This is a genomic window from Thalassobacillus sp. C254 (assembly GCF_001310615.1).
In genome coordinates this window covers 42,012-65,428 of sequence record NZ_BAXQ01000001.1, presented here as the reverse complement: position 1 = coordinate 65,428, position 23,417 = coordinate 42,012, and the positions used below count along the sequence as shown (strand labels likewise).

The 23,417-nt window shown below is 39.7% G+C and carries 30 protein-coding genes and 4 pseudogenes; 26 read left to right on the top strand and 8 right to left on the bottom strand.

The window, feature by feature from the left end; genetic code table 11:
• The first annotated feature begins 164 nt into the window (after positions 1 to 164).
• Both JCM19033_RS00445 and JCM19033_RS00440 read left to right on the top strand, forming a co-directional pair.
• Positions 165 to 548, top strand: coding sequence for a hypothetical protein (locus JCM19033_RS00445; protein ID WP_269757888.1), 384 nt, complete (start codon positions 165 to 167; stop codon positions 546 to 548).
• Positions 549 to 688: 140 nt separating this feature from the next.
• Complete coding sequence (locus JCM19033_RS00440; RefSeq protein ID WP_054634875.1) at positions 689 to 877, top strand: hypothetical protein; 189 nt, start codon at positions 689 to 691, stop codon at positions 875 to 877.
• 279 nt (positions 878 to 1,156) lie between these two features.
• Here the strand turns inward: JCM19033_RS00440 and JCM19033_RS00435 are convergent, their stop codons facing one another.
• Positions 1,157 to 1,579, bottom strand: a complete 423-nt coding sequence (locus JCM19033_RS00435; RefSeq protein ID WP_054634874.1) for a pyridoxamine 5'-phosphate oxidase family protein — start codon at positions 1,577 to 1,579, stop codon at positions 1,157 to 1,159.
• 151 nt (positions 1,580 to 1,730) lie between these two features.
• Between JCM19033_RS00435 and JCM19033_RS00430 the strand changes: the two genes are divergently transcribed.
• The 4 genes and pseudogenes from JCM19033_RS00430 (at position 1,731) to JCM19033_RS00415 (ending at position 3,902) form a co-directional block, all read left to right on the top strand.
• Positions 1,731 to 2,054: a hypothetical protein gene (locus tag JCM19033_RS00430; protein ID WP_054634873.1), complete on the top strand. Its 324-nt coding sequence runs from the start codon at positions 1,731 to 1,733 to the stop codon at positions 2,052 to 2,054.
• A gap of 223 nt (positions 2,055 to 2,277) precedes the next feature.
• Positions 2,278 to 2,463 (top strand): YjzC family protein, encoded by a 186-nt coding sequence (locus tag JCM19033_RS00425; protein WP_054634872.1) that lies wholly within the window; start codon positions 2,278 to 2,280, stop codon positions 2,461 to 2,463.
• Between the two features lie 259 nt (positions 2,464 to 2,722).
• On the top strand, positions 2,723 to 2,929 hold the full coding sequence (locus tag JCM19033_RS00420) for a hypothetical protein (RefSeq protein WP_054634871.1): 207 nt from the start codon (positions 2,723 to 2,725) through the stop codon (positions 2,927 to 2,929).
• A gap of 119 nt (positions 2,930 to 3,048) precedes the next feature.
• Positions 3,049 to 3,902: pseudogene (locus JCM19033_RS00415) on the top strand (MBL fold metallo-hydrolase).
• Positions 3,903 to 3,997: 95 nt separating this feature from the next.
• Here the strand turns inward: JCM19033_RS00415 and JCM19033_RS00410 are convergent.
• Positions 3,998 to 4,747 (bottom strand): potassium channel family protein, encoded by a 750-nt coding sequence (locus JCM19033_RS00410; protein WP_054634870.1) that lies wholly within the window; start codon positions 4,745 to 4,747, stop codon positions 3,998 to 4,000.
• A 234-nt stretch (positions 4,748 to 4,981) separates the two neighbouring features.
• Here JCM19033_RS00410 and JCM19033_RS00405 point away from each other — a divergent pair, with 234 nt between their 5' ends.
• Together JCM19033_RS00405 and JCM19033_RS00400 are read left to right on the top strand one after the other, a co-directional pair.
• On the top strand, positions 4,982 to 5,308 hold the full coding sequence (locus tag JCM19033_RS00405) for an N-acetylmuramoyl-L-alanine amidase (protein ID WP_054634869.1): 327 nt from the start codon (positions 4,982 to 4,984) through the stop codon (positions 5,306 to 5,308).
• 38 nt (positions 5,309 to 5,346) lie between these two features.
• Positions 5,347 to 6,276 carry a peptidoglycan-binding protein gene (locus tag JCM19033_RS00400; protein WP_054634868.1) on the top strand — a complete coding sequence of 310 codons (930 nt, stop codon included), beginning with the start codon at positions 5,347 to 5,349 and terminating at the stop codon, positions 6,274 to 6,276.
• A gap of 133 nt (positions 6,277 to 6,409) precedes the next feature.
• Here JCM19033_RS00400 and JCM19033_RS22995 read toward each other — a convergent pair whose 3' ends face one another.
• A complete protein-coding gene (locus tag JCM19033_RS22995) occupies positions 6,410 to 6,634 on the bottom strand; it encodes a hypothetical protein (protein WP_054634867.1) in 225 nt (74 codons plus the stop codon).
• Positions 6,635 to 7,187: 553 nt separating this feature from the next.
• Between JCM19033_RS22995 and JCM19033_RS00390 the strand changes: the two genes are divergently transcribed.
• Together JCM19033_RS00390 and JCM19033_RS00385 are read left to right on the top strand one after the other, a co-directional pair.
• Complete coding sequence (locus tag JCM19033_RS00390) at positions 7,188 to 7,850, top strand: poly-gamma-glutamate hydrolase family protein (RefSeq protein WP_054634866.1); 663 nt, start codon at positions 7,188 to 7,190, stop codon at positions 7,848 to 7,850.
• A gap of 11 nt (positions 7,851 to 7,861) precedes the next feature.
• Entirely contained in the window at positions 7,862 to 8,284 is a 423-nt protein-coding gene (locus JCM19033_RS00385; RefSeq protein WP_054634865.1) for a hypothetical protein, read from the top strand.
• A 30-nt stretch (positions 8,285 to 8,314) separates the two neighbouring features.
• Here the strand turns inward: JCM19033_RS00385 and JCM19033_RS22990 are convergent, their stop codons facing one another.
• Complete coding sequence (locus JCM19033_RS22990; protein ID WP_198153371.1) at positions 8,315 to 8,689, bottom strand: type 1 glutamine amidotransferase domain-containing protein; 375 nt, start codon at positions 8,687 to 8,689, stop codon at positions 8,315 to 8,317.
• Positions 8,690 to 9,265: 576 nt separating this feature from the next.
• Between JCM19033_RS22990 and JCM19033_RS24745 the strand changes: the two genes are divergently transcribed.
• The 6 genes from JCM19033_RS24745 (at position 9,266) to JCM19033_RS00350 (ending at position 12,425) form a co-directional block, all read left to right on the top strand.
• A complete protein-coding gene (locus JCM19033_RS24745; protein WP_269757887.1) occupies positions 9,266 to 9,400 on the top strand; it encodes a hypothetical protein in 135 nt (44 codons plus the stop codon).
• Positions 9,401 to 9,634: 234 nt separating this feature from the next.
• Complete coding sequence (locus JCM19033_RS00370) at positions 9,635 to 9,883, top strand: hypothetical protein (RefSeq protein WP_054634862.1); 249 nt, start codon at positions 9,635 to 9,637, stop codon at positions 9,881 to 9,883.
• A 123-nt stretch (positions 9,884 to 10,006) separates the two neighbouring features.
• Entirely contained in the window at positions 10,007 to 10,213 is a 207-nt protein-coding gene (locus tag JCM19033_RS00365; protein WP_054634861.1) for a hypothetical protein, read from the top strand.
• 196 nt (positions 10,214 to 10,409) lie between these two features.
• A complete protein-coding gene (locus JCM19033_RS00360) occupies positions 10,410 to 10,856 on the top strand; it encodes a cupredoxin domain-containing protein (protein ID WP_054634860.1) in 447 nt (148 codons plus the stop codon).
• 263 nt (positions 10,857 to 11,119) lie between these two features.
• Complete coding sequence (locus tag JCM19033_RS00355) at positions 11,120 to 11,545, top strand: MarR family winged helix-turn-helix transcriptional regulator (protein WP_054634859.1); 426 nt, start codon at positions 11,120 to 11,122, stop codon at positions 11,543 to 11,545.
• A 220-nt stretch (positions 11,546 to 11,765) separates the two neighbouring features.
• Complete coding sequence (locus JCM19033_RS00350) at positions 11,766 to 12,425, top strand: FMN-dependent NADH-azoreductase (protein WP_054635141.1); 660 nt, start codon at positions 11,766 to 11,768, stop codon at positions 12,423 to 12,425.
• Between the two features lie 40 nt (positions 12,426 to 12,465).
• On the opposite strand, the gene JCM19033_RS22985 is transcribed toward JCM19033_RS00350, so the two are convergent.
• Positions 12,466 to 12,621: a hypothetical protein gene (locus JCM19033_RS22985; RefSeq protein ID WP_157049677.1), complete on the bottom strand. Its 156-nt coding sequence runs from the start codon at positions 12,619 to 12,621 to the stop codon at positions 12,466 to 12,468.
• Positions 12,622 to 12,945: 324 nt separating this feature from the next.
• On the opposite strand from JCM19033_RS22985, the gene JCM19033_RS00345 reads away from it, so the two are divergent.
• Positions 12,946 to 13,305 carry a hypothetical protein gene (locus JCM19033_RS00345; RefSeq protein ID WP_198153370.1) on the top strand — a complete coding sequence of 120 codons (360 nt, stop codon included), beginning with the start codon at positions 12,946 to 12,948 and terminating at the stop codon, positions 13,303 to 13,305.
• Positions 13,306 to 13,546: 241 nt separating this feature from the next.
• Here JCM19033_RS00345 and JCM19033_RS00340 read toward each other — a convergent pair.
• A pseudogene (locus tag JCM19033_RS00340) lies at positions 13,547 to 14,752 on the bottom strand (Bcr/CflA family efflux MFS transporter); the annotation flags it as partial.
• Between the two features lie 414 nt (positions 14,753 to 15,166).
• On the opposite strand from JCM19033_RS00340, the gene JCM19033_RS00330 reads away from it, so the two are divergent.
• The 7 genes and pseudogenes from JCM19033_RS00330 to JCM19033_RS00305 all read left to right on the top strand — a co-directional run bounded on the left by JCM19033_RS00330 (position 15,167) and on the right by JCM19033_RS00305 (position 20,100).
• Entirely contained in the window at positions 15,167 to 15,460 is a 294-nt protein-coding gene (locus tag JCM19033_RS00330; RefSeq protein ID WP_054634856.1) for a hypothetical protein, read from the top strand.
• 168 nt (positions 15,461 to 15,628) lie between these two features.
• Positions 15,629 to 16,090 (top strand): LytTR family DNA-binding domain-containing protein, encoded by a 462-nt coding sequence (locus tag JCM19033_RS00325; RefSeq protein ID WP_269757886.1) that lies wholly within the window; start codon positions 15,629 to 15,631, stop codon positions 16,088 to 16,090.
• Positions 16,087 to 16,482, top strand: coding sequence for a DUF3021 domain-containing protein (locus tag JCM19033_RS00320; protein WP_054634855.1), 396 nt, complete (start codon positions 16,087 to 16,089; stop codon positions 16,480 to 16,482). The genes JCM19033_RS00325 and JCM19033_RS00320 overlap by 4 nt, the downstream gene beginning before the upstream one ends.
• A 71-nt stretch (positions 16,483 to 16,553) precedes the next feature.
• Complete coding sequence (locus tag JCM19033_RS27845; RefSeq protein WP_198153369.1) at positions 16,554 to 16,808, top strand: hypothetical protein; 255 nt, start codon at positions 16,554 to 16,556, stop codon at positions 16,806 to 16,808.
• Between the two features lie 141 nt (positions 16,809 to 16,949).
• Positions 16,950 to 17,159 (top strand): hypothetical protein, encoded by a 210-nt coding sequence (locus JCM19033_RS00315; protein ID WP_054634854.1) that lies wholly within the window; start codon positions 16,950 to 16,952, stop codon positions 17,157 to 17,159.
• Positions 17,160 to 17,357: 198 nt separating this feature from the next.
• Positions 17,358 to 18,107, top strand: coding sequence for a YheC/YheD family protein (locus JCM19033_RS00310; protein ID WP_054634853.1), 750 nt, complete (start codon positions 17,358 to 17,360; stop codon positions 18,105 to 18,107).
• A 276-nt stretch (positions 18,108 to 18,383) separates the two neighbouring features.
• Positions 18,384 to 20,100 (top strand): annotated as a pseudogene (locus JCM19033_RS00305) (ABC transporter ATP-binding protein).
• A gap of 366 nt (positions 20,101 to 20,466) precedes the next feature.
• On the opposite strand, the pseudogene glnA reads toward JCM19033_RS00305, so the two are convergent.
• A pseudogene (gene glnA, locus JCM19033_RS00300) lies at positions 20,467 to 21,821 on the bottom strand (type I glutamate--ammonia ligase).
• A 304-nt stretch (positions 21,822 to 22,125) separates the two neighbouring features.
• On the opposite strand from glnA, the gene JCM19033_RS00295 reads away from it, so the two are divergent.
• Both JCM19033_RS00295 and JCM19033_RS23980 read left to right on the top strand, forming a co-directional pair.
• Positions 22,126 to 22,665 (top strand): hypothetical protein, encoded by a 540-nt coding sequence (locus JCM19033_RS00295; RefSeq protein ID WP_054634852.1) that lies wholly within the window; start codon positions 22,126 to 22,128, stop codon positions 22,663 to 22,665.
• 28 nt (positions 22,666 to 22,693) lie between these two features.
• Entirely contained in the window at positions 22,694 to 22,867 is a 174-nt protein-coding gene (locus JCM19033_RS23980) for a hypothetical protein (protein WP_198153368.1), read from the top strand.
• Between the two features lie 93 nt (positions 22,868 to 22,960).
• Here the strand turns inward: JCM19033_RS23980 and JCM19033_RS27840 are convergent, their stop codons facing one another.
• Complete coding sequence (locus JCM19033_RS27840) at positions 22,961 to 23,122, bottom strand: recombinase family protein (RefSeq protein WP_083465186.1); 162 nt, start codon at positions 23,120 to 23,122, stop codon at positions 22,961 to 22,963.
• Positions 23,123 to 23,417 lie beyond the last annotated feature (295 nt).

Here is a 23,417-nt window from a genome sequence, read left to right as displayed (position 1 = left end):
GATTTAAAAAGAGAAGAAGAGGATATATAAAGAGAGTCAGTGAAGATAGTTTTAACAGGGAGGGAAAACATGTTTCATGGGAAGATACATGGGTCCTTGTTATTTCCCTGTTTGTCCTGCTGCCTATGATCACCATCATTCACCAATTGGGGCATGCTTTTTTTGTGTGGATTTTTGGAGGAAAGACAAGGCTAGTCATTGGAACCGGGAAACCACTCTTTTCTATAGGACCTGTTGAAATAAGAAGGATATATTTTTGGCATGCATTTAACCAGTTTGAAAAAATAGAGCATGACACAACTGCTGCAAGGGTTTTAATATACCTGGGCGGCCCGCTTTTTAATTTGCTCTCTATCTTTGTAGTTAACGGCTTAATTATGTCTGGTGTGATGGATGAGCATATGTTTTGGTATTATTTTGCTTATTTTTCTGTATACTACATGTTTTTTGCTTTGTTTCCGGCACGCTATTCGAAAGATCAGCCAAGTGACTCTATGGCCATATATGACTTGTTAAAGTACGGTAAATCCAAAGACCCTCTGGAATAAAGAAGCCTTTCACTTGGAAAAAAGTGTCCATGGAATAGACACAATTTGGCAGTTTTAAGTGTGAGATAAACAGGAATGAAGAAAAATATAAGTGAGAATATCTCACAAAAAAAGTTTATAAAAACCTTGGAGGTATAAAAATGAGTGAAGAAGAAAAACCGAATGTAACGGAAAACATGGAAAAAGGCCTTATGCAGTCTCATGGATTGACCCATGAACAATACAAAAAAGATGTAGATAACATCATGGATGTTGAGAAAAAAAGAGAAGCTGACCATAAAAAGAACAAAGATGTGGAAAAAGAAATTAACAGCCAGCTATTTAGATAGATAAAAAAGAGAGCGGGAAGGTACCGCCCCGAAAGTTAGAGTAGACATTCTAACTTTTAGGGTAACAACCGAACGCTCTCTTTTTAGATTATCAGCAAACAGAATATTGATGTAATCTCTGGATTTATAAATGATCAACATAAAATGGAGTTGTTCTTGTAAAGCCTATCCCCGATTGCCTAAGTTCAGATCACAGCTTGCATAGAAAAGAATTACTACTCAAAAAGGCTGGTTGAATAGGGTTATCAACAGCCTGAGATGAGCGGTACATACTAAAGCTTACAGGTCCACAGAGTGAGGAGGTTCACCTTTGTCATTCATTACGCGGATCGCAGTCGGATTAATTTCCAGAACAATTAAGTTAGGATCATTTTTACCGTCAAACCATCTTTCAAGCTCTTCATTCCATATTTTTTCCTTAATTTCATTTGAATCTCTAATGTCCGCTGTTCCTTCAATTTCCACGAATTCATCCCCGATGCCTTCGCCATTATAGCCGAGTAAAACGTGAACATTCGGATTTTGTTCCAGTTCTTCAGCCTTATGAGTTTCTTTGCTGGTAGGCGTATAAAGAGTTAAATCTTCATTGTAAAAAGTCATATAGCGAGAATGTGGCTTATCATGTACTACGGTTGCCAATGTACCAATTTTATTGTTGTCAATAATATCAATGGCCTTTTGCCTGATTTCCTGTTTGTTCACCCTTCGTCACTCCTTTATGAATGTCTATCTTCATTGTTCCTTCAGAACGTATGGCTCAAACATCTATCTTTACATTAAGTCTGCTTTATACACCTGAACATTTTTTTGTTATGCTGTTTTAAAAGAGGATTTTGTTATAAGGGGAGAAAAAATGGGGAAAACAAAAGGAATATTTATGCTGATCTTTGCAGCTGCCCTAGCTGTCCTGTTTTTTTCAATTGAGGGAGCACGGCAGTATCCGTATGCACTGGCCGTTATTATCATATTTGCAGTAAGTCTGGCTGGATTTTTTACATTTATGCGTTTTCTAACTACTGCCTGGTACCAAAGCGGCTTTGCGGCCAATGCACTGATTATTGTTCTTATACCAGTAGTTGAGGATACAGGTTTTTGGGTTCTCAGCGCAATCTTGCTTGGTGTCTTATCGAGTACTCAGATCGCCTGGTATTTACTTCACAGTCAATCTGATAAATAGGCACATTGGAATAGGGTGATCGTAAGCCGAATCGAAATCACCTGGCAGGAGCTTAAAGCACCATATGAAACAGCTGCATTAGAATCATGCATAATCATTGTTAATAGAGTCTAAGGAGTAGTGTGTGTAAGACAAAAGTTGTGATGTGAAATGAGAAGGTTTATACGATCCATAGATCGGGCAAATCTTCTATGAATCACATTTCCCAAGGAGGTTTTAAACTATGGCTACTCTTTACAAGACAGGTGAAAAGGCACCAGAAACAGGCACGTATGTGTTTGACAGCTATGTAAACACGGAGTCAGGAAACCCGCCGATGGAAAATATGGAAGAGATCGAGTTAGAAAAAGAAGATAGATTTCCTCCAATGCCAACAGAAAATGATGCTGTCTATTGGAGAAAGAAATAAGGATTTTTCCAAGCTTGGATGTGTAATCATCCAAGCTTTTTTAACGGTTATGAGAACGAGTGAACAGTCCAGATCGTTTCCTTCTTCGGCAGTCAGCTGTGATACATATAGATTCATTTAAATTATGGAATTATTTTGATACAGCAATTATCATAATGATTTCTCAAGGATCGTTAGTTCTATCGGCCTTTGAAACTTTCCCTTGCTTTATTCGTAGAAACCTTTATAATTGTAATAATAAGTTTAAGGGGATGTTTTTATGTATGGTAGAGATGATGCTCCAGAAACCTTATTTGAAAAAGAAGAAATTGTGATTTATGAAGGCGAACAGGCAAAAGTTATCGCTGAATATCAACGGACGATTTGTATTGAATTGTTAGAATATCCAATTGAGGATAAAGAGGAAGAATTCCCTTTTCACAGATTGGTGATAAAGAAAGATGAATGTGAAAGAACAGCAAGCTAAACCAAAAACAGAAGCTAGGCTTAAGTGGAAACACTTTTAGCCAGCTTCTGTTTTTTTTAGTTTCCATGGAGGGAAAAAAAGGGAAGGTATGTCATAAAGATGGAAGGGAGGAATAGGCAGTGAGCAACAAGGTAGATAACAAGCTAAACAAAAGATTTGTCCCCTTGACCACCGTCAGAAGCGGGAAAGGAGAAGAAGTGCGTAAGGATATTTACGTTTATCCTGTTCAAATTGCCAATGTTATTTTTGTCGGCTATCCTGGGCAGACAAACGAATGGTTTATTGTGGATGCAGGTATGCCACGGTCAGGCAAAGATATCATTCTGAAGCGAAGGAACGATTTGGTGAAACAAACCCGCCGAAAGCGGTGGTAGTTACCCATGGTCATTTTGACCATGTGGGTGCATTGTTTGATATCGTGGAAGAATGGGATGTTCCCGTTTATGCTCATGAAAAGGAGCTCCCTTTTTTAAGAGGAGAAGAGACTTATCCAGAGCCTGATTCCTCGGTTGAAGGGGGCATGGTTCCTAAGCTGGCGCCAATGCTTCCTACAAATTCTATTGATTTGGGAGAGAAGGTACAGCCTCTTCCTGAGGAAGGGAGCATTCCGGGAATGCCTGAGTGGGAATGGTTATCCACTCCAGGCCACACAGAAGGGCATATTTCTTTATACAGACAAGACGACAAAGTATTACTTGTAGGAGACGCGTTTGTTACGGTGAAACAAGAATCGTTGTATAAGGCGATGAAGCAGGAAAAAGAAATATGTGGTCCTCCTAAATATTTAACGCCTGATTGGGAAGCAGCCAAGCATTCAGTCAGCAAGTTAAATAGTCTTCCGTTGGACCTTGCGGTTACAGGGCATGGGTACCCAATGGAAGGGGAAGAGCTTCGTGAGGGGCTGCAGGATCTTGCTGATAACTTTGACAGCCTTGCTGTTCCTGAAAAAGGAGACGGCGCTAAAGAAGATTGAAGCGAATAAAAAAGAGGCAGCTCTGGATATCCCAGGGCTGTCTTTCTTCATGGTATGTAGCAAGGCGTATGAGAACGCCTGAATAGCAGGCAGGGTTAATGCGTGTCTGAAACGTTTTGTTCAGATTTCGACTTTTCTTTTTCCAATTCTGTAAGCAAAAGACCCAGCCGCTTGACTTCATCAGCTGTTAATTCTTCATAGTTTGAAAGTTGGTCAACAATATGGGTAACAGTTGGGTTTTCCTTGTTTTTATCTGAAAGAAAGTACGTGGCAACAGATCCAGTAACCATTCCGATCACGCCTATTCCGCTTAGCATTAATAGTAATGCGATCATGCGTCCACCACCGGTTTCTGGAGAAATATCTCCGTACCCAACAGTGGTTGAGGTGACAATTGACCACCACACTGCATCACCGTAAGATTCAATAGAAGGCTCTATGTAAGGCATTGGTATGGCTGTAAACATTATGAGCATGATCGTGACTGTTAACACTTTATGTAAGTTATTTGTCATCAAAACGGCAGTAAGTCCTCTGGCGTAGTAATTAATGATAGCTACCGCCCGAAGCGCACGGATTAGCCTGGCAATCCTTGCCATTTGAAATAATGAATCAAAGGGAACAATAGCCAGGATATCAAAGGGGTTCTTTTTTACATACTCCCATTTTGAACCTGCTTTGAAAAAGCGGACGGAAACATCAATTGTAAAAATGAGCCAAACCATTAAATCGATTTGGGGAACGTACACATTGTCGATCCAAATCATTGATACAGATAAAATAGCTAATGCGACCATGAATATTTCATACAGTATGACGTAGACAGGTTTAGACGATCGTTTCATTTTTCTCTCCTTTCTCTCTTATACAATATCTCAAAAACCTTTTTTTAGTAAATAGAGTAAGAGAAAGCTTGGACTGCCGGCCCTTTTATACGTACATGGGGTATGGCCGAGCCGTATCTAGTGAGTTTACCGTAAGCTGAAAGGTAACCCGCCAATAAGCCACACTCATGTTGGCTGGTACTAGACAAATTCTCACAAGGAACAAACAAAAATAAAAGGAGAGGAAGATGGCTCATGAGTGTACGGGTATTTATTGATCCTGGGCACGGTGGCAGTGATACGGGGGCAGTTGGAAATGGTCTGGTGGAAAAAGACTTGGCATTGGACACAGCTCTTCACATAAGAGATATTCTCCAAAACGAATATAGTGGGGCAGAGATAAATATGAGCCGTACGACGGATGTCGATGTCAGCCTGGAAAATCGGGTTCAGCAGGCAAACAGTTGGGGAGCTGACATATTCATCTCGGTTCATTACAATGCAGCAGCCTCCGGGGTATCAGGGTTTGAGACATATCGGTACCAGGCGCTCCGCAACGTACAGAAGAACTTCACGAAGTAATTCATAGGGAGTTATATAATTTCGCCTGGAGCGGAAGAATGCCAGACCGTGGCAGTATGACTGCAGGATTTTATGTTATTAGACACACCACAATGCCTTCTATTTTAACTGAAGGAGGTTTCGTTACTAACAGTAATGATGCCAGCTATTTACAAGATCCAAGTTTTATTGAGCAAGCTGCACGAGCTCATGCTGCAGCACTGGCCGCAGCTTTTGATGATATTACTGAAAATGGAGGAAATGGTGGAGGAGATGAAGATACACCTGATACGCCAGATGAAGAGAATTGGAGCGGACAGATCCTGCAAGAGGGTTCCCGTGGTCCGTTGGTTCGAGATTTGCAGCAGCGACTCCTGGACTTAGGATACGATTTAGGGACGTACGGAGCAGATGGAATATACGGGCCGGTGACACGAGAAGCAGTAAGGAGCTTTCAACAGGATGCAGGAATCACGGTAGACGGTATAGCCGGACCCGAAACGTATCGGGCAATGGAAGAAGTGTCCGGGGGCTGGAGCGGACAGATCCTGCAAGAGGGTTCCCGTGGTCCGTTGGTTCGAGATTTGCAGCAGCGACTTCTGGACTTAGGATATGATTTAGGCTCGTACGGAGCAGATGGAATATACGGGCCGGTGACACGAGAAGCAGTAAGGAGCTTTCAACAGGATGCAGGAATCACGGTAGACGGTATAGCCGGACCCGAAACGTATCGGGCAATGGAAGAAGTGTCCGGAGGGTGGAGCGGTCAAATCCTGCAAGAGGGTTCCCGTGGTCCGTTGGTTCGAGATTTGCAGCAGCGACTCCTGGACTTAGGATATGATATAGGGACGTACGGAGCAGATGGAATATACGGGCCGGTGACACGAGAAGCAGTAAGAAGTTTTCAACAGGATGCAGGAGTCACGGTGGACGGTATAGCCGGACCTGCAACGCACCGGGCTCTTCAAGAAGCAGAAAGGCAGGGATAAAAGAAGGGAAAAACATTGGGCGTTGAGCCTTTTTTGTGCTGCTAAACAAGGCCTTCACCTGCTATATATGGGGCAGCATACTATAAAGGGGAAACCCCCGTAAAGTATATTACGAGGGTTTGGAGATGAATCATTAGTTGTTATTGTTGTTATCATTGTTGTTGCGATTGTTGCGGTTATTACGGTTGTTGCGGTTGTTGCGGTCTAAATCTTGTAGATCGTTATCGTTTGCGAACTCAGTGTTCACATTGTCAAGATTTAGTTCGTTGTTGTTGTTGTTGTTGTTGTTGCGGTTGTTACGGTTGTTGCGATTGTTGCGGTTGTCGTTGTTGTTGTTGTTGTTGTTATTGTTATTCATCGTTATCACCTCCCAAAAATAGCATTGCCTTTTTTAACATTCTTATACTAAGTTTATTTGGAAGAAAAAGGATGGGAATAATCAAAATTTTGAGATCAGAAAGGTGCCTGACAGTGGCGCCTTCAGTGGTGCCTGGCACCCACAAACAGGAAAAGGAGACAAAGCGAATAAACCCAGGGTTCCGCACTTATCAGTGTTACAGAATCATTACAAAAAAGAAGGGTGCCAGGCACCCTTTCAATTAACAGTTATTATTGTTACGCTCGCGGTTATCTCTGTTTTTTAAATCCTGCAGATTTACTTCACAAGCAAATTCTGTATTTAAATCGTCAACATTTAATTCATTCTCCAGATTGTTATTCTCGTTGTTATTGTTATTATTGTTATTTCTATTGTTGTTATTTCTCAATGTTTTCACCCCCCTGTGGATTACTTTTTCCCTTACGTGATGATTTATACTGAAGTCATTTCAGAAAAAACAGGCAGGTTCCTTTCAATAAGAAAGCCGTATCTATAGAATAAAAAAAAGAGCAAACGAACAGGCGGGGTAAAGATGAAGACACCTTTTGAAAGGTGGGATGGCTGCCAGGACTTATACGATTCAATGACAGAGCTTCTTTCTGATCCTTATTGGAGTCCGGGCAGAGACTATTCCTTTACAATAAAAGAAAACGACAGTGAGACCGTGGTTTCTTCACTTCACGGCGGGGGAATTGAGCCTGGAACCACGGAGGTTGCCTGCCTTGTTTCAGAAAAGGGAGGTTTTACTTATTTTGATTTTAATGGAAGGCTTAGGAAAAGTAACACCATCCTTCATGTAACCTCAAATCATTATGATGAAAAGAATATTGTACGGATATCTCATGAGAAGAAACACCACCTTGCCTTTCATGGGTGCATGGGAAAAGAGAGTGTCACATATATTGGAGGTCTTAATTATTCATTGCGGAACGCTATTTGGTCAAGTCTTGAAGCATACGGGTTCCAGGTTGAACTGGCACCTTTTCATATTGGAGGAAATAACCCAGTCAACGTTTGCAACCGCACAAAAATTGGGAAAGGCGTTCAATTTGAATTAAGTGAAGGACTAAGGAGGTCATTTTTTTCTGAAGGAAAGTGGAATCGTCCAAGACGAAGAGAATGTGTAAATTGGACGAATACATTGTTTCACTATGCAGAAGCAGTGATTAAAGGGTATGAAGGTTATATCAAATAACTTGTAGAATTATGGGTAACGTACCGAAGAATGAAGCAAGTCAAAAGACTGTTTCTTTTGTCCAAACAGTAAAATTGATTAATACTTTTTATTTATATATTAAAGGAAACTCTCCTGATTTTGTCGAATATATAGAAAGTAGAGATCGATGGATGAAAGAGGGTGGAAGAGAAATGCCAGACAGCAGGCAAAAAACGGAAGAATTTTTACAAACCCTGCCTAAAGATCAACGTGCAGTTTACGTTTATATGCGTGATGAGTACGAGCGTTTAGCAGCAGCAGGGAAACAAACAGATGTGGAAGAATATGACGCTTATGTAGAAAAGAAAGCCAGTGAAAAATTCGGGATCACAAGACAGGATGCTATGAATACGTACGCCTTAACTGAATCTCAATTGAGGATCTTCCATAATTATAGAGCATCCGATATATGATACAATAAAGAAGGGGAGACGTCCCCTTCTTTATTTATAGGTTTTCTTAAGAAGCTTTAACGTTTTCTTTGTTGTTTTTCTAACCGACTGTGGGTTTTGACCAGTGACCAGTCGTCCATCTTGTTTTACAAAAGAGGTAAAGGGAAGCAATGATTGTTTATAATTTGCTCCTCGTTTCTCCAGCTTTGATTGAAGGACAAAAGGGATTTGTTTATGAAGCATGAGCAGACGCTCTTCTTTATAAGAAAAAGAGGTTAACGTCTTGTCCTCGATTAAATACTTCCCGTTCGAAAGCTTTACATTGATTAAGGCACTTGGACCGTGGCAGATCGCTGAGACAACTCCTTTGTTTTCGTAAATTTCTCTTGTGATTCGCTGCAGATATGTCGAATCAGGAAAGTCCACATGGTTCCATGGCCTCCTGCAAAATAAATAGCGTGGTATTCATCACTTTTAATTTCTTCAGGAGATAATGAATGTTGAAGCTTATTCCTGAAGGCCGGATCCTTTAAATACTTTCTCGTTTTCTTTCGGAGAAGGGCAGTAAGCTTGCTCCTTGGGTCTAAAGGAACTTCACCCCCTGTAGGACTCACAATGTCTACTTCATATTTTTTAATTGCCTTATCATAAAATACGGTCAGCTCACTTAACCATAATCCTGTTCTTTTCTTCGGATTTTCCAATGTCTCATGATTCGTGGCTGCAATCAGTATTCTCTTAATAGAAACTCTCCCTTTCGTATTGTAGGTTTGTCATTCCTATTCCTTTTATTTATCTCAAATATTCAGAATAACAAGGAAGAATATTGGTTTCCTCATATAAAGCAACATACTTTGTTTAATTTTCAGAATATACAATTAATTTATAGCTTTAAAGAGGAAAACCAGAACATGCAATGAATTATAATTACACGGATTAAAATTACAAATTAGGGCATCCTGGTTTACTAACAATACGAATACGGTAGTAAAGGAGGAGCTAATGAAAAGCAGCAGATTGAACAGACGTGTACTTGCTCTTGTTGTTTTTTTGTTTTTTATCAGTGGACTTGGTGTTTTATCCTCATTTCAGCCAAATGATACGATAGAACTTTACAACGCAGCTGATACTGGGTAAGTTATTAATCGAAGTTCATATGTTCTTCTTTTTTCCAACCATGTTGTAGACATGTTCCTATGTTCAACATTGCCATTATTTCTTATCTTCCATTAAAACTATTAATTTATTAATAATAGATTTACTAATAATCTCCTACTATTTACAGACTTGTCCGCATATAAATAAAAAACACTACTCACAGGATTCACCGAGGCCCAGGCATGTGCTATTAGGGAAAAGGAGGAATTCATAATGGAATATTATCCTGAAGAAAAAGTTACTTGCTCTTTAACAAATAAAGACGGAATTGTGAAAAGTAATGTTCAGGGGATTTATTTAGTGAGGTTTTCAAAAAATGATTGGAGAGTCTGCCGAAAAGAGAATTTAGTAAGTAAACACAAAATAAATGATGAAGAGCTGATAGACAGCATATTGATTGATATCCATTTAAAGTACCGGCAGGAGAATGTGCTGAGAGGTTTTATAAAAGAAGGAGCATAGGCTTAGGACTGTCCTGATAACGGACAGTTTTTTATTTGTTTGAAGGAAAAGATTGAAGTTACTGTATTGATAAAGAAGGGAATAAAGCAATAGGAAAATGTATAACCGAAAGGGAGGGGAATTATGGAAACCTATAAGGTGAGATTTTATTTCGACCGAGATAATTACAAAACTGTCGGAATAAAAGGTGAATCAAAGAAAGAGATTCTCGATCAGATTACTAAAAGCAAGGATAAATGGCTGGTTCATGAGGAAAATACAGCCATTAACATGAATCTGGTAACAAGAGTTACCTTTGTGAAGCCAAAGAAATCAAAAAAGAAAAGCTAACAGGGAAACATCAGAGGGCTGGGAACGATTCCCAGCCTTCTTTTAGATACCTCTAAGTATCTGTTTTAACGGGGGACAGTTCAGGTGGTGGGGGCATAAAAGTAAAAACCCCTAAAAGGAAAATGGAAGATATAGACATGCTTATCCTTCTTCGTGTCATATAGATGTATTATATGACAAGCAAAGGGGGAGAAACATGCGCTCGATCATAATTAAGAAAAAATGGCTTCCTGTCATTATTTGTTCACCTGTTTTTTTCTTTTTAATTTTTGCCTGGTGGTACAATGAGGAAGTTCAATCATATGAGACAGCCGGTCCGGCAGAGGAATTTGAGATTCAAATGGTAACAACTGAATTTAAGACGACTACTGAGGATGGTAAAGAAATTGAAGCCTATCGCTGGGATCCAGGAACCATTGTCATTCCAAAAAATAAACAGGTGAAATTAAAGATATACGGCGTGAATGGAAAAGAGCACCCTTTTATGATCGAAGGTACTGATATTAAAGGAACTGTGAAAAAAGGAGAAGAGACAGAAATAGATCTTCACTTTACAGAGAGTGGAATCTATCGTCTGATTTGTCTCACGCATTCCCATCATGATGATAATGGCCCTATGGTTGGATATATTGTTGTCAATTAGGAACAAGGCAAGCCTTCCATGCTGGAAGGCTTGCCTTATAATATTTCCCGTTCATATAGAGTGACTTCAATCAATCACAAAGAAAAAAACTTGAAAATGCAGCCCAAGCTTTTTCTCGCTGGTGGCCATTTTATATTAAAGATACAAAAGAAGTTTGGTTCACTCCCTTGTTCATTGTAGAATAAAAGTATAGTATTAATGCAGAATGTTAAATAATGGAGACAAGGACTACAAGATGGAAAGAGATACAGGGGAGAATGGGAATGAATATATCAATAGAGAGTTATATCAGCATTTTTATACACCAGACAGACTTAACGCTAACGAACTACGTAAAGGGAAAGTTATCTCCTTATAATATAGCGCCAGAGCAAAATTTAATTATGATGGTTCTGTGGGAAAGAGATGGCCTTACTCAAAATGAAATCGGCCAGCGTTTAAACAAGGATAAGACTAATATCGCACGGATGGCATACAGCCTGGAGAGAAAGGGATTTGTCCGCAGAGCAGGCTGTCCGGAAGACCGCCGGTCTCAAAGAGTATATCTCACAGAAGAAGGAGAGCTTTTAAAAGAAAAAGTCCTTCCCGTAGCTGAAGAATTTAACCAGCTAGTATGCAGAGGGATTACAGAGGAAGAATTAAATACGACTCGAAAAGTGCTTTCAAAAATGAGAGACAATGTGTACTAGATCAGGCAGGAAAATTTTTATCAAAAATTGAGTGTAAATAGTTGCTGTAACAACTTAGTTATATTATAGTGGGGATTGTAGAAAATTTTTTGGGGTTTTGGTTGCTATAGCAACCTCTTATCTTGAAGATACATTCATTTATTCTGACTCTCATGTCTGCATGACACATGAAGAGTTAGGAAACCATAACAAAAACACGGAAAAAAAGGAGAAGATACAAGTGGCAAAAGTATTGTACATTACTGCAAATCCTAAAACACCAGAAGAATCTATCAGTTTGGCAGTTGGGGAAGAATTCTTAAAAGCATACAAAGAAGAAAACCCAAATGATGAAGTGGTGCATATCGACCTTTATAAAAAAGACCTTCCTTATATTGATACCGATGTATTTCAAGGCTGGGGCAAGCTTCAGCAAGGAAAAGGCTATGAAGAGCTAAGTGATGATGAAAAAGATAAAGTGTCACGTATCAATGAATTGACTGACCAGTTTATTGAAGCTGACAAGTATGTCTTTGTTACTCCACTATGGAACTTCAGCTTTCCTCCAAGAGTAAAGGCTTATATTGATAACATTGCTATTGCAGGCAAGACATTCAAATATACAGCAGAAGGCCCTGTGGGACTTCTTGAAGATAAGAAGGCGATCCACATTCAAGCGAGGGGCGGCATCTACTCTGAAGGCCCTGCAAAGGAAATGGAAATGGGCGACCGCTACATTAAGCAGGTATTAGCCTTTATGGGTGTAACAGATGTTGAATCAGTCATTGCCGAAGGAATGGCTCAAAATCCTGAAAAATCAGAGGAGATCAAGGCAGAGGCAATCGAAAATGCAAAAGAAACAGCAAAACGTTTCGCTAAGGATGCAGTCAAAGCACAATAAAGAAAAAACCTCGTGATGAGAATCTCATCACGAGGTTTTTCTATTTCGGGATGTTTTCCAAGGGGATTGGCTTTCTGTAATCATAAGAGAAACGTTCTTGCTCTGAAGTCGGAGTGGCTGCTTCCTGTGAATCAGCAGATTGATTTTCGTTAGGCACGTTCTCCAGGGGAATGTCTTTGCCATAAGTGAACATCATGGGTACCCTCCTTTTTTTACTTACTATGTGCATAAGTAATAAAATTATCAGAATGAATGAATAGGTCCATATATCTATTTTATACCATCTATTGTAAAAATTATATGATAAATCTAATGATTTTTGAAAAAGTCTGATAATTTATACAGATAAACACCTATGTACTTTTCTAAAAAGAATAATTGGTTTGTTGATTTTTCCTTTCATAACAGCCGATTCAGGTTATGTGAGTTGACAAACAAATTGGAATTTTCCTCATTTGCTGCACATAGAATTTACCGAGGTAAAGAAGAAAAAAATAAAACTAGTTAAAATGGACTAAATTTGAAATTTGAAACCAGTAAAGGATTATTGTATAATTTGAAGAAATTACCTTTTAGAAAACTTTCAGAGGAGTGGATGGTTTTAATGAGCACAACTGTTACAGATCGTATCGAGGGAATTATGTATGCTACAGGAAATAAGGAAAATGAAGCTGACATGCTGTGGGAAGTAGGACTTCAGCAAATGGGAGTAGAGGAACGGAGAATATACACATATTACCTTGAAGTGCAGTTATACGATCCAATGAACAATCCATTAGAAATGACAGCAAAAAAGTTTCACAAAAGCGAAAGGGAAATTAAAGAAACTACATTACAGTGCGCCACATACTTACACAAATTTGTGGAAGCAAGAAGGTAAATAAATAGAAAAGCAAGCCTTGGCGCTTAAATAAAATGAATCGACAAAATGCGATAATAAATGTCAGAATATTTTGTTTATTTGTCTGTTTTTCTCGATCTCTGTAGAATTTTAGGTGGATGACTGACTAGCAGATGACAGGGGAGAGCTTTAGAGAAAAGGAAAGCAAAAAAGACAAGGGGAGATCCTTGTCTTTTTTTATGTCGAAAATGGGGGAGTTATCCTCCATTTTCAACTCTTTGTTTTGTTGCTCTTGATTGCTTTGAGTGAGGAGAAAAAAGGCCAGCAAACCAATAAAGGAAGTGATGAATAATATGGCTCCCATTGGTACTGCTGTGGTTTCGTTAATCCCAACGAGAGGCGAAACAGCAGCACCTAATAATAAAGGAAACATCCCTAACAAAGCACTAGCGCTGCCTGCCCGGTGACCCTGTTTTTCCATAGCCAGTGTGAAGGAGCTAGTTAAAATCATCCCCATAGATGTCATATAAATAAAAATAGGAATGACAATGGATGCTAACGGTCCCTCAATAATAGTCATCACTAAAAGAATAGAAGTTGCACTTACGGCTGTAAGGACTGCTGCTTTAAGAAGACTTCTTTCCTGGATGATTCCAGCAAAATGGCCGATAAGCCAACTTCCCATAATAATGCCAAGCCCATTGATGCCAAATAATATACTAAATACTTGAGGCGAGACCTCATAGATCCCCTGATAAACAAAGGGGGTACCTGAAACATAAGCGAAGCTTCCACCGTGAACAAACCCGACAACCAAAGCGTACCCGATAAAGGAACGGTCCTTCACCAGACTGCCCATGGTCCGGATAGAATTTCCAATGGAGCTGGGAATTCTGTTCTCAGGTGGTAACGTCTCCTTTAAACGGAATGCCACAGTAATTACGATAAAGAGACCAAGCAGAGTTAAAAAATAGAAAATTGTATGCCAGCTTGCAAATGGGAGAAGTAGAATGGCTCCGCCGCCCATAGGAGCAACCATAGGAGCTACTGCATTAATAACCATTAAAAGGGCAAAAAATTTCGTAAGCTCTTTCCCACTGAAAACGTCACGGACTACAGCGCGAGAAAGGACTATTCCAGCTGATGCGGTGAAGCCTTGCAGAAAACGTCCAATAAGAAGCGTAGTAATATTAGGCGCCAGAGCGCAAAGAAGGGACGAAAGAGCGAACAAAAAAATGGAAATTAATAATGGTTTTCTTCTGCCCTGGGCATCACTGATCGGCCCCACAACGAGCTGGCCGAGTGCAAGTCCGATTAAGCATGCTGTTAAGCTAAGTTGTACTAATGAGGCACTTGCCTCTAAATCATGAGCAATTTCAGGGAAGCTCGGCAGATACATATCAATATTAAAAGGGCCGAGGACTGCCAGCAAACCTAGAAGGAAAGCCAACCCCAGACGTTCTTTACCTGTAGGATTATGAAGCATACATATCAAAAACCTCTCTACATATCTATAATAAGCTTTGCCCTTTTGTCTTTTTCTGACACAGAACACAAAAGAAGCCCAAAGTATATGGGCTTCCAAAAATGTACACTAAAAAAAATGTTTAATAAAAAATTCATAGAAAAGGGGCAGGTGAAGCTTCAACTGCTTTTTTATTATACAAAAAAAGCGATTGGAATGAAAAGAATCTTTCTTGCCAGTTTACTCCAAAAGAATAGTGATTAATGTTCTTATAGAGGCACATAGAGGGGTGCCGTGTCTCTAGTGTGTTTTCATCCCCCAAAACCTGAATCATAACGTCTGCTAATACACTAAATGAAGAAACGTCTGATACACTATAAATGACAGCAGAATATACAGGGAAACAAATAGAACAAAAATGTTGGGGGAATGAACATGGATATGAGCCTGTTTTGGCTGGCTATAGGAATTGCAGCAGCAGGGTATTTTATTGGTGATGGATTGAAAAATTTTAAGAACCCGAATGCTAAAGATATCATAGATTACTTAGACGAGGACGAACATGAACTAATTAAGGAAAATGAAGTCCATCACTTTATCGGAATCACTAAAGAAGATGCAAGACATTTAATTCAAGAGCATTCAGATATCCCACATATCATAATTAATGGAACTACATACTATCCTAAGACAAAATTACGCAACTGGCTTTTAAATGCAGGAAATTAAACAAACTCAGCATATGGTTCCTCCTTATTCAAGGGGGAGCCTTTTTTGTCAATCAGTTAGTATAAGGATTGCTGCATCTTAGGACGCTTTTTCTGCAGGTTGTTCACTTTTTTACATTCAAAAAAGGATCAGGTTGATATAGTAAATAATGAGGGAGGGGGACGATGAATGATAAAAGTTAATATAGATATTGATAATAACCATAATGAAATGCATGTTACCATCCACGCAAAAGAGTGGTCACCGGATATAGAAGAGTTGATAAAGAAGATTAATCATCAAACGCCAAAGAGGATCGTCGGGACAGAGGAGGATAAATCTATATTATTAGAGCCCGGGGAAATAGACTTTATCTATGCAGAGAAGCGAAAAGTATTTGCTTCTATAAATAACCACACCATTGAATTGAACATGAAATTATATGAAGCGGAAGAAATGCTTTTACCTTATGACTTTACCCGTTTTTCAAAATCCGTTATCGGAAACGTAAACAACATTAAGCGATTTGAGGTTGCGTTTAATGGGAATCTGTGTGTGTTTTTCAAATCAGGAAGCAAAGAGTATGTGTCGAGAAAATATGTCCTCAATTTGAAAAATAAATTAATCATGGGAATGAGGGAAAGAAAATGATTGAAGTCATACGAAGAGGATTTGCTGGCTTGGGTTTTGCTGGAATCTTCACATTTGCAGCGCTGACGATTATGATGATTCAAGGAATTGAGGCATCTGTGTCAACGATATGGCTGAATATGCTGGGCAGCATCTTAATGGGCGTGTACTTTGGCTGTGCTTCTTTTATTTATGAAATCGAAAGTTGGAGCCCGTTAAAACAAACAACTGTTCACTTTATGGTTTCAGTTGGACTTTGGCTTCCTTTAGCCATCTTTATTGGCTGGCTTCCATTTAGTGTGATGCCTGTACTCATTGGCCTGCTGCTTTTCATTGTTGTCTATGCGATTTTCTGGCAGGGAACAAAGCTGTATTTACAAAGGCTGGCTAACGAAATGAATGATACCGTATGAACAGAGTGATGAGCTGAAAGAGATTCAATGTACCGTTGACTTTTGACCGGAGAAGTTGGCACTTGACCTATATGGTTTGGTTGGCCGAATTATCATCTGATTTGACCCAATTAAGCTCTAAATTGACCCAATTAAGCTCTAAATTGACCCAATTAAGCTCTAAATTGACCCAATTAAGCTCTAAATTGACCCAATTAAGCTCTAAATTGACCCAATTATGGTCCAGTTTGACCCAATTATCGTCTAGTTTGACCCAATTAATAAAAACTCCCCCTCGCGTAAGTCTCTCTCCCTATATAAAACAGTCATATTTGTCTTCACCCTAAGCATCAATGAAAATTCCAGAAGAAATAATATGAAAAAGGACTTTTAAACTTGAGGAAAATAAGGAATTCGTCTAGTAAAACACAGGTTAAATTAAATGAACCTCACATTTTACAGAATATTAAAGTAAAGGAGAGAGGGAAATGATATTAAGATTGAAATTTAAAGACGGATTAAATGTAAATATGGAAAACGACAAGAGCTTTGAAAAACTAAAGATGGAAGAGGGGTTTCTTGAGAGCTTGCAGGAAATCAAAAGAACAGATTCAGAGATTACCGTAAAAAATGAGGAGGGCGAGACAATAACCAAGACGGGAAAGGAATTGGCTGCAGTCGAAGTGGTGCTGGATTAATATGCTGCACAAAGCTGGGGAACTCCCCAGCTTTGTGACTTTCTATTTCGTTATATTTCTACTAGATGAAATACCAGCTTCTTCAAAGGGGCTGGTATTTTTTTAATTGGACGAACTTCTTCCTTGAAACACCCTGCCTTCCTTCTTTTTCTTGCATACACTAGCTTTTGAAACCTAGGGAAGGAGGGATAAATCGTTGTGCGTTTAAAAGGCAGAAATAAATATAAGATGCACGCTGCAATGAGAAAAAATAATAATCTTAAGCCGTATCTGCCACGTACCGTGAGATGGAGCAAAGCTAACTTTTATAAGATGCTTAAGCGATATAAATCGATTGTGGTGAAACCCAACAATGGAAAGAAAGGACGAAGCATTTATTTTATCAAGGTTAATTCCGGAAACTATGTTATGTACATTAACAGAAGACGAAGGGTATTCAAAAGTAAAAACAGTCTCTATCAATATATGAGGAAGAAGACGAGGAAAAGAAGATTTAATATTCAGCCAGAAATCAAACTTGCAAAAATAAAAGGCAGACCGGTTGATTTCAGGGTTATCGTTCAGAGAAAAAGCGTAAGCTCGCCTTGGACAGTGACGGGAATGATAGCGAGAAAGGCAGGAAAAGGGTACAAAGTTACAAACAGACACAGAAATGGTAGAGTCTTGCCTTTACGAAGAGCTCTAAAGAGAATAAATATAAAAGCAAAAACGCCACAAGCAATTGAGAATGACTTTAAACAAATTTCTTTACTAGCAGCGAATACATTAGGTGCCTATTTTCCACGTCAGCGGATTTTCGCAGTAGATATTGGGATGGACAGGAAAGGATCTTTGTATATCTTTGAGCTGAATCGTTGGCCTGGTTTAGTCGGTTTTAAGAGACTAAAGAACAAATCACAAATCAGAAGAATTAGATACTATCTAAGAAGGAAAAGAAAGGCTTCGTAAGAGGCACCCGAATCAAAGAAGATTTGGGTGCTTCTTTATATTTCTATACAGTGTGAATCACACGCGTGGCGGTAAGAAATAAACCCTACTATCCGCTTACAAAATTTTGAAAAAGAAGAGCCTTTCTGAATGTCACCCGAAGTTTACTGGAGAACAAATTTATGTGTTTTCAGGAAACCGCTCGTAGAAAACTTTTTTGATAATGATTTTCATTTTCACTACCTTTCTCGTTCTCTTTTCTGATATGATAAAACAGATAAAGGGGAGGAGATAAAAATGCTAAAACGGTTTATCCGTTACTATAAGCTTATAGAAAACTATTTACGGTGACCTTTATCTGTGCCATTTTAGTAGCTTTGCTTGAGTTGGCCTTTCCGCTAATTGTAAATTATGTCGTTGACACTCTGCTTCCTGGTGGTAATTTGTCAGTGATTTTATGGGCCAGTGCAGCATTGTTTTTAATCTACATATTAAACTCGGTTGCTCATTATCTTGTCACCTATTGGGGACATCGCCTTGGAATTAATATTGAAACTGATATGCGTGCAGAGTTGTTCGAGCATGTGCAGAAGTTATCGTTTACTTACCATGATAACAATAAAACCGGCCATCTTCTCTCAAACTTGACCAATGATCTCTTTGAGATTGGAGAGGTAGCCCATCACGGGCCAGAAGATATTTTCATTGCTCTAATGACACTTATTGGCTCTTTTTCTGTCATGCTTTATATCAATATAGAGCTTGCACTGCTGACATTTCTAGTCGTACCGTTTCTCTTTTTCATCGTTGTATATTGCAACCGGAAAATGTCTCGGGCAATGAAGTCTATGTTTGTCCGTATGGCAGACTTTAACGCCCGGGTGGAAGATACAATCGGCGGCATCCGTCTTGTTCAGGCTTTCGCCAATGAAAGGCATGAGCAAAAGCTGTTTGAAAAGGATAACTTGAAATTTAAGGAAGCCAAAGTATTGTCCTACCGTATTATGGGAATCAACAACTCACTCAGCTATATGATGATGCGGATCATGACTCTGTTCGTTCTCTTGTGCGGCGCCTATTTTATTGTACAAGGAACTCTTTCGATTGGAGATTTCATGGCGTTTATACTACTGACGAACGTTTTTTTCCGTCCGATTGAAAAAATTAATGCCATTATTGAAAGTTATCCGAAAGGTTATTCCGGGTTCAAGCGGTTTCTCTCATTAATGGACACTGAGCCGGATATACAAAACCATCCACACGCAAAGACGATGGAACAGGCCCATGGTGATATTACGTATGAAAACGTCGGCTTCGGTTATGATGAAAATCGTCCTATTTTGAGCGACATTGACCTTTCGATTCAAGCAGGAGAGACCGTTGCCTTTGTCGGTCCTTCTGGAGCGGGGAAAACAACGCTCTGCAGCCTGCTTCCGCGTTTCTATGAAATTCAGGAAGGCAGTATCCGGGTAGATGGAGTGGATATTCGTGATATCGAAATGTCTTCCCTTCGCCGGCAGATCGGAATTGTCCAGCAGGATGTATTTATGTTTTCCGGAACCTCCGAGAAAACATCCGGTATGGGAAACTTGATGCCGAAGACTGGGAAGTATGGGAGGCTGCCCGGCGGGCGGAGCTTGAAAGCTTCATTCAGGGTCTGCCGGATGGGCTTGATACTGTTGTCGGCGAACGAGGGGTAAAGCTGTCTGGGGGACAAAAACAGCGATTATCGATCGCACGGATGTTTTTAAAAAATCCGCCAATTTTAATTCTTGATGAAGCCACATCCGCACTCGATACAGAAACAGAAGCTTCGATCCAGCGTTCTCTATACGAACTGGCCGAAGGACGGACCACACTTGTTATTGCACACCGTCTTGCTACCATACGCCATGCAGACCGTATTATTGTCGTAACTGAGAAAGGAATCGAAGAACAGGGAACGCATGACGAGCTGCTCCTTTTAAACGGCCATTATGCTGGCCTGCATAAGGCACAGCATGTCTTTGTATAAAGGGAGGCTTATCAGAAAGAAAAAGTTACATGTCTGGTGTAGTAAGAGAGTCTTAGGAGCCGAACTGAGGAAAGTCATTAATCAGAACTGCAAGGGTCTTTTGTGGTAGCTTTTTCTAGTGTTTAATACTTATAAAGCCTAACAGGTACCTGAGTACTGAAAACGCTATGCATACTGGAAAGACGATGGTTATCAGAAAAAGCCCCCACGATGGAGTCTTTCTCCTAGGCGAGGCATTAAACTTATATACCCTCCTTCGATTTAAGTATGATATAGCTATATAGACCTTTCGCTGAAAAGTATGATAATACTAAAACAACCATGGCTTCTTACGGGCCATGGTTGTTGGGTTTTATAGTAATGACATTAAAACTTAGCTTGGTATTTGCTGATCTCCCAATCATGCACTGTAGTCCGGAAATCATTCCATTCATCACGTTTTAACTGTAAATACTCGTTGAAAACATGCTCACCTAATGTATTTTTGCCGATTTCTCCTTCTTCTAGGGCAAGAAGCGCAGATTCAAGGTTTGTTGGCAAGTTGTCAATCCCTCGCTCTGAAAGTTCCTGTTCAGTCATGCTGAAAATATCGTCAACGGTTTCTTCTCCTGGGCTGAGCTCTTGCTCGACTCCGTCTAAACCAGCAGATGCTACCACTGCAAAAGCAAGATACGGGTTTGCTGAAGGGTCCGGGCAACGGATTTCTACCCGTGTTCCAGCTCCGCGGGTTGCAGGGATGCGTACAAGGGCAGAGCGATTGGAAGCAGACCAGGCGATATAGCAAGGCGCTTCATAACCAGGAACAAGTCGTTTATAAGAGTTTACAAGAGGGTTGGTGATCGCCGCGAAATTTTTCACATTATGGATTAATCCCCCAATGAATTGATAAGCCGTTTCAGAGAGCCCCTGCTCAGCTTGATCATCATAAAATGCATTTTCGCTCTTTTCTAAATCAAAGAGGGAGAGGTTGATATGCATACCGTTTCCGTTTGCCCCGCCAATTGGCTTTGGCATAAAGGATGCATGATAACCAAACTGCTTAGCAACTGTTTTTACTACCCATTTGTATGTAGTTGCTGCATCTGCTGAGCCAAGAGCATCTGCATATTTAAAGTTGATTTCGTGCTGTCCTTCAGCTACTTCATGGTGAGAAGCTTCAATTGTAAAATCCATTTGTTTTAGTGTACGATAAATTTGAAGACGTACTTTTTCTCCCTCATCGAAAGGGGAAGGCTCAAAATAGCCGCCAACGTCCTGGGTCTGCATTGTTGGAAGTCCTCTTTCGTCAGTTTCAAACAGGAAGAACTCCAATTCTGGCCCGACACTGATCGAGTAACCACTATCAGCAGCTCGTTCTACTGTTTTTTTAATACATTTCTTGGGTCTCCCTCAAAATCAGATCCGTCCGGATTCGTAATGCTGCACAAAAAGCGTGCTTCTGAATATCCTTCCTGCTCCGACCATGGTAACACCGCAAAGGTATTTAAGTCAGGCTGCAAATAAAGGTCAGATTTATTTATCGTAGAAAAACCGGTGATTGATGAGCCGTCAAACATTGTTTTTCCTTCTACTACGTCATCAATTTTTTCTGCAGTTACTGTTACGTTTTTTAAAGAACCTTCGATATCCACAAATTGCAAGTGCAAAAGATCTACATTTTTCTTTTCAATCGTCTCTTTAATTGCTGCTACTGTTGGTTCTTGTGTTAAAACAATACTCATTTTATAACACTATCCTTTCACATATAATGTAAACTTAATTAACATCGGCTGTTATATGTAATCTTAAAGACTATGGAAAGTGTTTGCAACGACATTGTTAGATAATCTAACATAGGTTTTTTTATTTGGGAGGTTCAGGGTGTCAAATGAAAGTGGCACAGTGATGTTCAGTATGGGGGATTCTCCCCTCGTACATTTCGTCAACAGGGATATTACAAATAACTGTTCCTGGCTCCTGGCTTTCAAGAGGATATAGTATAAAAACTGATTGTTTGGGAAGAGCTGTAGGCAGGAGGTGGCGTATATGTTCCAAGTCATTAATGGTGATGTATATTTACATGGCGGGGCCTTAAAAAAAGGATCAGAGAGGCCTGATGTCACAGGAAAGCAGATCATCCCTGTCTTTTGTCTGGAGGCAGGAAAGCATGAATATATAGAAGTGATTGACTTACCAGACAACATTGGTTTTGAGTGGATTTATCCTGCTGACAGCATAACCATACAAAAAGCAGATTCTTTATACTTTTGTAAACAAGCGAGAAGTTTATACGTGGTGTATGAAGAAACTTTCCGCAAAAAGGATTGGGATGGACCGATTAATATTTCACAGACTGTTCAGGAAGTATCAGAGCAGGTGCAGCATTCGGGTGAATTCCAAATGCTTATGCTGGATATTGATGAAGAAGAAGATGAAACGTTATTAATCTTTCACACCATTCTTGTAGGAGAGGGGAACCTTATGAGAATTCGGGAAAAGGTAGATAAAAGGATACAAAAAATGTTCTTTAAAGCGGAACGGAAAATAGCCATGGAGGTTATTGAAAAAGAAGAGAATACAGGTTGAAGAGACAGGGGAAACCTGTCTTTTTTCATTGAGAAACGTAATAACTGTTTCTTTTATTGATCCATTGCTTGATGAATTCTGTGGATCATTCTTTACAATCTTGCCCCATGGCAGCAGGGTCACGCTCCATTTCTGCAAGGATCATAAACCTATGAAACATGCCCTTACTTTGCTGGCTAGACGTATCTATGCGGGGCGGTAATCGATATGAGTTCTATGTTGCTCTAGATCCTCTGCCAGGTCTTAAAGCCGCCTCATATGCGACCTAACCGATCTAGTTTGTAAACAACTTGCCTCACCTTCCCACGCAAAGGAATTCGTCGAGCTTCGATCGATCGTCTTTCATCCCACTAATCTTTTTGGTAAATATATTCTCGCAGACTTCTTTCTTTAATGAATCGAACTGTATATAGAGAGATTCATTCGCAACTGATACTCTTGCGTAACGTAGTTGCATTTGTTTCGCTTCCTTTCCGAATTACTTGATAAAGTATTCGTATTTAAAACGGTATAATTTATCAATAAGGAAACTATGATATAGAAACGAGAAAGGAAACGGTAGGTAACGGAGGAAACCGCTCATGTAGAGGGAAGAGGACGGGGGAGGGGACGCTTTTCGACCGTACTCGTGTTCGCTAATATAACCTCTATCATTTATTACTGCGTTTTTATAACGAGAACTGGAGGTTAATTTTATATGGCCCGTATTTATAAAATATATAAAAATGATAAAAGCAAAAAAGAATTATAAA

Bases quoted from the DNA above. Each gene is read 5' to 3' on its own strand.
- JCM19033_RS00440 (WP_054634875.1), top strand. From the start codon at position 689: ATGAGTGAAGAAGAAAAACCGAATGTAACGGAAAACATGGAAAAAGGC.
- JCM19033_RS00430 (WP_054634873.1), top strand. From the start codon at position 1,731: ATGGGGAAAACAAAAGGAATATTTATGCTGATCTTTGCAGCTGCCCTA.
- JCM19033_RS00425 (WP_054634872.1), top strand. From the start codon at position 2,278: ATGGCTACTCTTTACAAGACAGGTGAAAAGGCACCAGAAACAGGCACG.
- JCM19033_RS00420 (WP_054634871.1), top strand. From the start codon at position 2,723: ATGTATGGTAGAGATGATGCTCCAGAAACCTTATTTGAAAAAGAAGAA.
- JCM19033_RS00410 (WP_054634870.1), bottom strand. From the start codon at position 4,747: ATGAAACGATCGTCTAAACCTGTCTACGTCATACTGTATGAAATATTC.
- JCM19033_RS00405 (WP_054634869.1), top strand. From the start codon at position 4,982: ATGAGTGTACGGGTATTTATTGATCCTGGGCACGGTGGCAGTGATACG.
- JCM19033_RS00400 (WP_054634868.1), top strand. From the start codon at position 5,347: ATGCCAGACCGTGGCAGTATGACTGCAGGATTTTATGTTATTAGACAC.
- JCM19033_RS22995 (WP_054634867.1), bottom strand. From the start codon at position 6,634: ATGAATAACAATAACAACAACAACAACAACAACGACAACCGCAACAAT.
- JCM19033_RS00390 (WP_054634866.1), top strand. From the start codon at position 7,188: ATGAAGACACCTTTTGAAAGGTGGGATGGCTGCCAGGACTTATACGAT.
- JCM19033_RS00385 (WP_054634865.1), top strand. From the start codon at position 7,862: ATGGGTAACGTACCGAAGAATGAAGCAAGTCAAAAGACTGTTTCTTTT.
- JCM19033_RS24745 (WP_269757887.1), top strand. From the start codon at position 9,266: ATGAAAAGCAGCAGATTGAACAGACGTGTACTTGCTCTTGTTGTTTTT.
- JCM19033_RS00370 (WP_054634862.1), top strand. From the start codon at position 9,635: ATGGAATATTATCCTGAAGAAAAAGTTACTTGCTCTTTAACAAATAAA.
- JCM19033_RS00365 (WP_054634861.1), top strand. From the start codon at position 10,007: ATGGAAACCTATAAGGTGAGATTTTATTTCGACCGAGATAATTACAAA.
- JCM19033_RS00360 (WP_054634860.1), top strand. From the start codon at position 10,410: ATGCGCTCGATCATAATTAAGAAAAAATGGCTTCCTGTCATTATTTGT.
- JCM19033_RS00355 (WP_054634859.1), top strand. From the start codon at position 11,120: ATGAATATATCAATAGAGAGTTATATCAGCATTTTTATACACCAGACA.
- JCM19033_RS22985 (WP_157049677.1), bottom strand. From the start codon at position 12,621: ATGATGTTCACTTATGGCAAAGACATTCCCCTGGAGAACGTGCCTAAC.
- JCM19033_RS00330 (WP_054634856.1), top strand. From the start codon at position 15,167: ATGGATATGAGCCTGTTTTGGCTGGCTATAGGAATTGCAGCAGCAGGG.
- JCM19033_RS00325 (WP_269757886.1), top strand. From the start codon at position 15,629: ATGATAAAAGTTAATATAGATATTGATAATAACCATAATGAAATGCAT.
- JCM19033_RS00320 (WP_054634855.1), top strand. From the start codon at position 16,087: ATGATTGAAGTCATACGAAGAGGATTTGCTGGCTTGGGTTTTGCTGGA.
- JCM19033_RS27845 (WP_198153369.1), top strand. From the start codon at position 16,554: ATGGTTTGGTTGGCCGAATTATCATCTGATTTGACCCAATTAAGCTCT.
- JCM19033_RS00315 (WP_054634854.1), top strand. From the start codon at position 16,950: ATGATATTAAGATTGAAATTTAAAGACGGATTAAATGTAAATATGGAA.
- JCM19033_RS00295 (WP_054634852.1), top strand. From the start codon at position 22,126: ATGTTCCAAGTCATTAATGGTGATGTATATTTACATGGCGGGGCCTTA.
- JCM19033_RS27840 (WP_083465186.1), bottom strand. From the start codon at position 23,122: ATGCAACTACGTTACGCAAGAGTATCAGTTGCGAATGAATCTCTCTAT.